The sequence below is a fragment of the Hydrocoleum sp. CS-953 genome (genome assembly GCF_002260545.1).
Classification (GTDB): domain Bacteria; phylum Cyanobacteriota; class Cyanobacteriia; order Cyanobacteriales; family Microcoleaceae; genus Trichodesmium.
The window spans coordinates 1-6324 of sequence record NZ_LGSU01001048.1 but is presented as its reverse complement, the minus strand read 5'-3'; the positions used below and the strand labels follow the sequence as shown (position 1 = coordinate 6324).

At 32.5% G+C, this 6324-nt stretch carries 4 protein-coding genes and 3 pseudogenes; 2 read left to right on the top strand and 5 right to left on the bottom strand.

Annotated elements, in window-relative coordinates:
- Positions 1-1242: 1242 nt before the first annotated feature.
- Positions 1243-1572: a cupin domain-containing protein gene (locus AFK68_RS15405; protein WP_210407423.1), complete on the bottom strand. Its 330-nt coding sequence runs from the start codon at positions 1570-1572 to the stop codon at positions 1243-1245.
- Positions 1573-1700: 128 nt separating this feature from the next.
- Between AFK68_RS15405 and AFK68_RS41845 the strand changes: the two are divergent.
- Positions 1701-2153: pseudogene (locus AFK68_RS41845) on the top strand (RNA-guided endonuclease TnpB family protein); the annotation flags it as partial.
- Between the two features lies 1 nt (position 2154).
- Positions 2155-3023: transposase (locus AFK68_RS15400; RefSeq protein ID WP_246844216.1), on the top strand; the 869-nt coding region annotated here is incomplete at its 5' end.
- A gap of 193 nt (positions 3024-3216) precedes the next feature.
- Here AFK68_RS15400 and AFK68_RS15395 read toward each other — a convergent pair.
- The 4 genes and pseudogenes from AFK68_RS15395 to AFK68_RS15390 all read right to left on the bottom strand — a co-directional run.
- A pseudogene (locus AFK68_RS15395) lies at positions 3217-4656 on the bottom strand (ABC1 kinase family protein); the annotation flags it as partial.
- A 1-nt stretch (position 4657) separates the two neighbouring features.
- A partial coding sequence (locus tag AFK68_RS45315; protein ID WP_371357402.1) for an AarF/UbiB family protein occupies positions 4658-4805 on the bottom strand: 148 nt, incomplete at its 3' end.
- A gap of 39 nt (positions 4806-4844) precedes the next feature.
- A pseudogene (locus AFK68_RS45310) lies at positions 4845-5096 on the bottom strand (AarF/ABC1/UbiB kinase family protein); the annotation flags it as partial.
- A 457-nt stretch (positions 5097-5553) separates the two neighbouring features.
- A complete protein-coding gene (locus AFK68_RS15390; RefSeq protein ID WP_168186493.1) occupies positions 5554-5799 on the bottom strand; it encodes an IS200/IS605 family accessory protein TnpB-related protein in 246 nt (81 codons plus the stop codon).
- Positions 5800-6324 lie beyond the last annotated feature (525 nt).

Below are 6324 nucleotides of genomic sequence, written 5' to 3'. Positions count from 1 at the left end.
TAATATTTTTTGCGTTGAATAAAAAGTCTAGCGTATGGGCGAGTACCATCCAATAACATAATTGTATCAGAGTTGATTTGAGGATGCAAGCTTTTTTTCCTCTTGGCGCGGGCAATTTTTTAGAGCTTAAGAAAATGAAAATTTGTGCCTGTGAATGATTAATTTTTCTATTCTCATCCTATAGAGGTAGGGTCGGTATATTTCTCTGGATTAACTAACAGAGTGGGTAATTACTATTTGCCTATCTCAGAGGATTTCCTTTTGTTTTCTCCTGGCGATCGCGCTTATTTTTTTCTTTCTACTTTAATATTTTTTGCGTTGAATAAAAAGTNTATCTCAGAGGATTTCCTTTTGTTTTCTCCTGGCGATCGCGCTTATTTTTTTCTTTCTACTTTAATATTTTTTGCGTTGAATAAAAAGTCTAGCGTATGGGCGAGTACCATCCAATAACATAATTGTATCAGAGTTGATTTGAGGATGCAACCTAATTTTCCTTTCCACCCCGGCAATTTTTTAGAGCTTAAGAAAATGAAAATTTGTGCCTGTGAACGATTAATTTTTCTGTTCTCATCATATAGAGGTAAGGTCGGCACATTTCTATGGATTAACTAAAAGACTCATTCATTAATTGATAATTGATAATTGATAATTGATAATTGATAATTGATAATTGATAATTGATAATTGATAATTGATAAAGGAAATATCCTAGCACTTTTTTCTCCTTAACAGGAAAGGCTTTATACCTTGATTTTTCGGTAATGACTATTTGGGTATCTCAGAGGATTTCCTTTTGTTTTCTCCTGGCGATCGCGCTTATTTTTTTCTTTCTACTTTAATATTTTTTGCGTTGAATAAAAAGTNTCAGAGGATTTCCTTTTGTTTTCTCCTGGCGATCGCGCTTATTTTTTTCTTTCTACTTTAATATTTTTTGCGTTGAATAAAAAGTCTAGTGCATGGGCGAGTACCATACAATAACATAATTGTATCAGAGTTGATTTGAGGATGCAACCTAATTTTCCTTTCCACCGGGGAAATTTTTTAGAGCTTGAGAAAATGAAATGTTTGGCGATCGTAGTTTAGTAACCTGGGTTTTGCGAGGTAGTGAAGCTCAACCTACTGCTAATTTTTGTCTTGATTTTTTCAGAAATTGAAAAGAATCAGACAACCTTTCGACAAACCTACTAAGTAGAACAAATTTCCCCTCAGTTTCATAAATTTCAAATTAGCAGGAATTAAAATTTACTGTTTGATATAAGGTGATAGTTCATCCCACAAATTCGGAAAACTAGCTCGAAAAAAATCAGGTTTAGCCATTTCCATATCTGTGTATTCAAATCCTGGAGCAACAGATTCTCCAAGTAAACCAAATTCACCTTCTTCAAGTATTGCTGTTTTCCAACAACCTCCTTGTACTAATAGTTGAGGAGTGTGACCTTGAGTAACATCAAAACCAAGTTTAAATTTTGACAATTTTCCTTGTGGGTCAACAATCAAATAAGTTATGGGAGAACCAGTGTGATAATAATGAATAATATCTGATTTATTTTTGTGTTTTACTTGCCCGCACACTAGACTTTTTATTCAACAAAAAATAACTAAAAAAAGGTATTGTAAAGTTTTATTGATTTTATAGAAAAACATAGGAAAACAACTAAAAATATCTTAGACTGAGAAAAGAAAGCAGAACAGCTCGTTAAATGTTTACAGGAGGGATAATGCAGTTAGTAGAACGTACTATTATTAAAAAAAATCATCCCAATTATAAACCACTTGATGCTCTAGCTTTCTTGTCTAAAAATCTCTACAACATGGCTAACTACATAGTTAGACAAGAGTTTATTAATAATGGAAATTATCTCAATTACAACAAGGTTCAAAAACTATTACAGTCGGGAGCAGATTATCAAGCAATACCGGCGAAAGTTTCTCAACAGGTTTTGATTCTTTTAGATAAAAATTGGCAAAGTTTTTTTCAAGCTATCAGAGCTTATAATGAATGTCCAAGCAAGTTTAAAAGCCGTCCGAAACTGCCAAGATATAAACATAAACAGAAAGGGAGGAATATTCTAGTTTATACAAAACAAGCGATTAGTAAACCTCAATTAGTCAAAAATCAGAAGATATTACTATCAAAAAGTGAGCTATTTTTTNTAGTTTATACAAAACAAGCGATTAGTAAACCTCAATTAGTCAAAAATCAGAAGATATTACTATCAAAAAGTGAGCTATTTTTTAACAGTAAAATAAATTATGATTCTCTACAACAAGTGAGAATTATTCCTAAGCTTAATTACTATGTGATAGAAGTGGTTTACGAATCCGTTGAGGTTAAATTAGATTTGTCAGAATCTCATGTAGCTTCTGTAGATTTGGGAGTGAATAATTTGGCGACTGTAACATCAAATAAAAAAGGTTTTCAACCCTTGATTATTAACGGCAGACCAGTCAAATCAATTAATCAATTCTATAATAAGAAAAAAGGCAAACTACAGTCAGAATTAAAGAAGACTAAAAGTAGTAATCGAATCAAAAGATTATCGACAAAAAGAAATTTAAAGATTGATGATTATCTGCATAAGACTAGCAGATATATTATTAATCATCTGATCGAAAATCAGATAGGAGTTTTAGTAATAGGAAATAATCCTAACTGGAAACAAGGCATAAATCTTGGCCAAAAAAACAATCAAAATTTTGTTCAAATTCCTTTTTTTAAGTTAATTGAACAACTAAAATACAAAGCCAAATTAGTAGGCATAAAAGTAATAATTAATGAAGAAAGTTATACTTCAATTGCTAGTTTTTTAGACTGGGACAATTTACCAGTTTATCAGAAAGGTGTCAAATATAGATTTAGTGGTAAACGAGTGAAAAGAGGACTTTATCAAGCTTCAAATGGTGTCAAATACAATGCTGATGTCAATGGAAGTTTAAACATATTAAGAAAAGTAGTCCCAAACGCTTTTAGCAATGGGATAGAGGGTGTTGTAGTTCACCCCGTTAAGGTAACACTTAATTAAAACTAAGTCAAGGAATACTTTTCTATAGATTTAGTAACTATCGCCACCACAAAAGTAAGCAATATAGATTAACTGTTTTCTGCTATTTGGGAGTAAGAAGCTTATTACTATATACAGCTCTAATGTTTGGTTTCATTCCTCAACCCAAGCTACTTTAAACAAACTGAAAAAGCTAATTTACTTTTCTACCATTTTACTTCTCTGCCATTTTATCTAATTTTTCTCTAACAGATAACTGAAGCCCTGACTTGAACATTAATATCAATCCCAAGGCTGATAAGGCAAAAACAACAATTGCACCTTCTATATAACCCCCCGTTAATAAAACAGAACCTGATAGAAAAGTAAAACAAGTTATACAAGTAAAAATCAAAGTTTTTAAAGCTAAATTAATCCGTTTTAATAACCGATCGTTTTCAATAGAACGTACCCTAAATTGAATTTCACCATCTTCAATTCTTGTTTCTAGTTGGCGGATTAAAATCTCACTTTTACTCGGTTGTTGTAATTTATATTTAATAAAATCTCTTGTTTGTTTTGCCAGTTCACCTACTATTCTACTTCTACCTTGAGCAACAGTTAAGCTTTTGACAAAAGGTTGAGAACAACTAACTAAACTATAGTCAGGTTCAAGTTCTCTAGCAATACCATCTAGAGTAGTTAATGATTTAAGAATAAAAGTCATTTGAGAAGGCAAACGAAACGGTTGTTGTTCAAATAACACATAAAGTTCTTCCTTTATTTCATCAAAATTATAAAAATCTACAGGTTTATCTGTAAAATTTTCCAATAAAAAATTAACTAATCTTCTTACAGGCATCATATCCGGCATTGGTTCAATTAAACCAATAGTAATTAAAGTATTCAGCACCTGGTCAACGTCTTTTCTTAAGACCGCAAAAAATGCTTTAATCATTTGGTCTTTTGTCAATGACTTTACCTCAGCCATCATGCCAAAATCATAAAAAATTACCTCACCATCTAAACTAACTGCTAAATTTCCTGGATGAGGGTCAGCTTGAAAAAAACCATCTAATAATAACTGCTTTAAATAACAACAAACTCCTATTTGATTAATACGCTTCGGATTAAGATTACAAGCTTCTATTCGTACCCTATCGTTAATTTTTATTCCAGGTAAATACTCAAGAGTTATAACTTTTTCTGTAGTGTGAGTCCAATAAACACGAGGCACTATTATTTCTGGATATCCTTTAAAGTTTTCCCGAAAGCGGTCAGCATTTTTTCCCTCATTCACATAGTCAATTTCTTGATAAAGAATGGTAAAAAAATCATAATAAATAGCATCTAAATCATACTTCTTAGCCCAAGCAAAATACTTTTGACAAAAACGGATAACATTTTTGACAGCTTTCACATCTAAGTCAAATAAAACTTTTAATCCAGGACGTTGTATTTTAACAACAACTTCCTCTCCCGTTTGTAAGTTAGCTTTATGTACTTGTCCAAGACTTGCTGCAGCAATAGGGCGTTCCTGAAAATCTCGATACAGAGAATAAAGAGAGTTGCCAAGTTCCGACTCAATAATAGCGATCGCCTCTGTAGTCTCAAAAGGAGGCACTTGGTCCTGTAATTTTCCTAGTTCCTCTACATATTCCTTCGGTAATATATCNCTCCCGTTTGTAAGTTAGCTTTATGTACTTGTCCAAGACTTGCTGCAGCAATAGGGCGTTCCTGAAAATCTCGATACAGAGAATAAAGAGAGTTGCCAAGTTCCGACTCAATAATAGCGATCGCCTCTGTAGTCTCAAAAGGAGGCACTTGGTCCTGTAATTTTCCTAGTTCCTCTACATATTCCTTCGGTAATATATCAGCTCGTGTAGATAGAGATTGACCTATTTTAATGAAAGTTGGACCTAAATTTAGCATAGTCTTCACTAACCACTGAGCACGTCGTTTTCTTATAGAGGGAGATTTATTTTGAAGTAGATTATCCCACCATAAAAACAAAAAAAATTTTCCGGCGGCACTAAAAACATCTATTTGTCTGGTCAGGGGAGAATATTGGGTGCGTTGCCAACGAAGGGGCTTAGAAGCTTTTTTAGTGAGCATACTATTGAGTTATTTCATTAATTGATAATGGATAATGAATAATGGATAATTACCTCTGGTTTTACCCTCTCAGATTGAATATAAGGAAATCTCCTCAGCTTTTTTTCTCTTGAAATAGAAGGGTTTAAACCGAATTGATTAATTATCAATTATCAATTATCAATTATCCATTGGTAAATCTATCCACCGTCCATTGATTTTGATACTCCCCGCCCTGAAGTGGGGGGATTTTTAAGCAATCCAAAATTGGACTCTTAAAGGCATTATCAAACTGCCTCTACTAACTCCTTTAAGAGAAAATCTTAAAGTTGTTGATATTTCAGAATATTAGCTGCACCATTAACATCGGCATTCACTAATAAACGGTTTTTGGTTCGATATAAACCACGTTCAATTCGCTTTTATGAGGGTTTAAAGCTATCGGGTTTTTCACCAATTATTGGTAAGAAATCATCATCTAATCTAAAAACCTCGTCTGTGAAGTATAAGAATATTGTTTTTCCACAAATTTTATTCCATGTAGTTCGCACAACTGCTTGATATGTTCTTTGAGTTTAGCAGTGGGGATTTGTACAAACTTTTGGTTGTTTTTTGCACCAATATTTATACCATCTTTTTGTTGCCTATTCCATCCAAAAACAATCCTGCCAATTCTATATTTAAGACAATGATTAACCACTAATTTTGCTGTTTTGTTGACCAATAAATAATTGAGAATTTAGAATGCAGAATGCAGAATGCAGAATGCAGAATNGAGTTTAGCAGTGGGGATTTGTACAAACTTTTGGTTGTTTTTTGCACCAATATTTATACCATCTTTTTGTTGCCTATTCCATCCAAAAACAATCCTGCCAATTCTATATTTAAGACAATGATTAACCACTAATTTTGCTGTTTTGTTGACCAATAAATAATTGAGAATTTAGAATGCAGAATGCAGAATGCAGAATGCAGAATGCAGAATTATTAAATTAATGGGTGTTGGTGATGGGTGGCTATGATTTTTCTGGCATTCTAGAAACCGGGTTTGTTTTAGATGCCGATAAATAGTGAAATTTGTCTCCAACAAACCCGGTTTCTTATAACAGCTCTTTAGATTTCATAGCTCAGTTCACCAACGCCAATTAATGAATTGTTAAATTAAGAAATTAACAAATTAACCATTTTTTAATTCTTAATTCTTAATTCTTAATTCTTAATTCTTAATTCTTAATTCTTAATTCTTAAT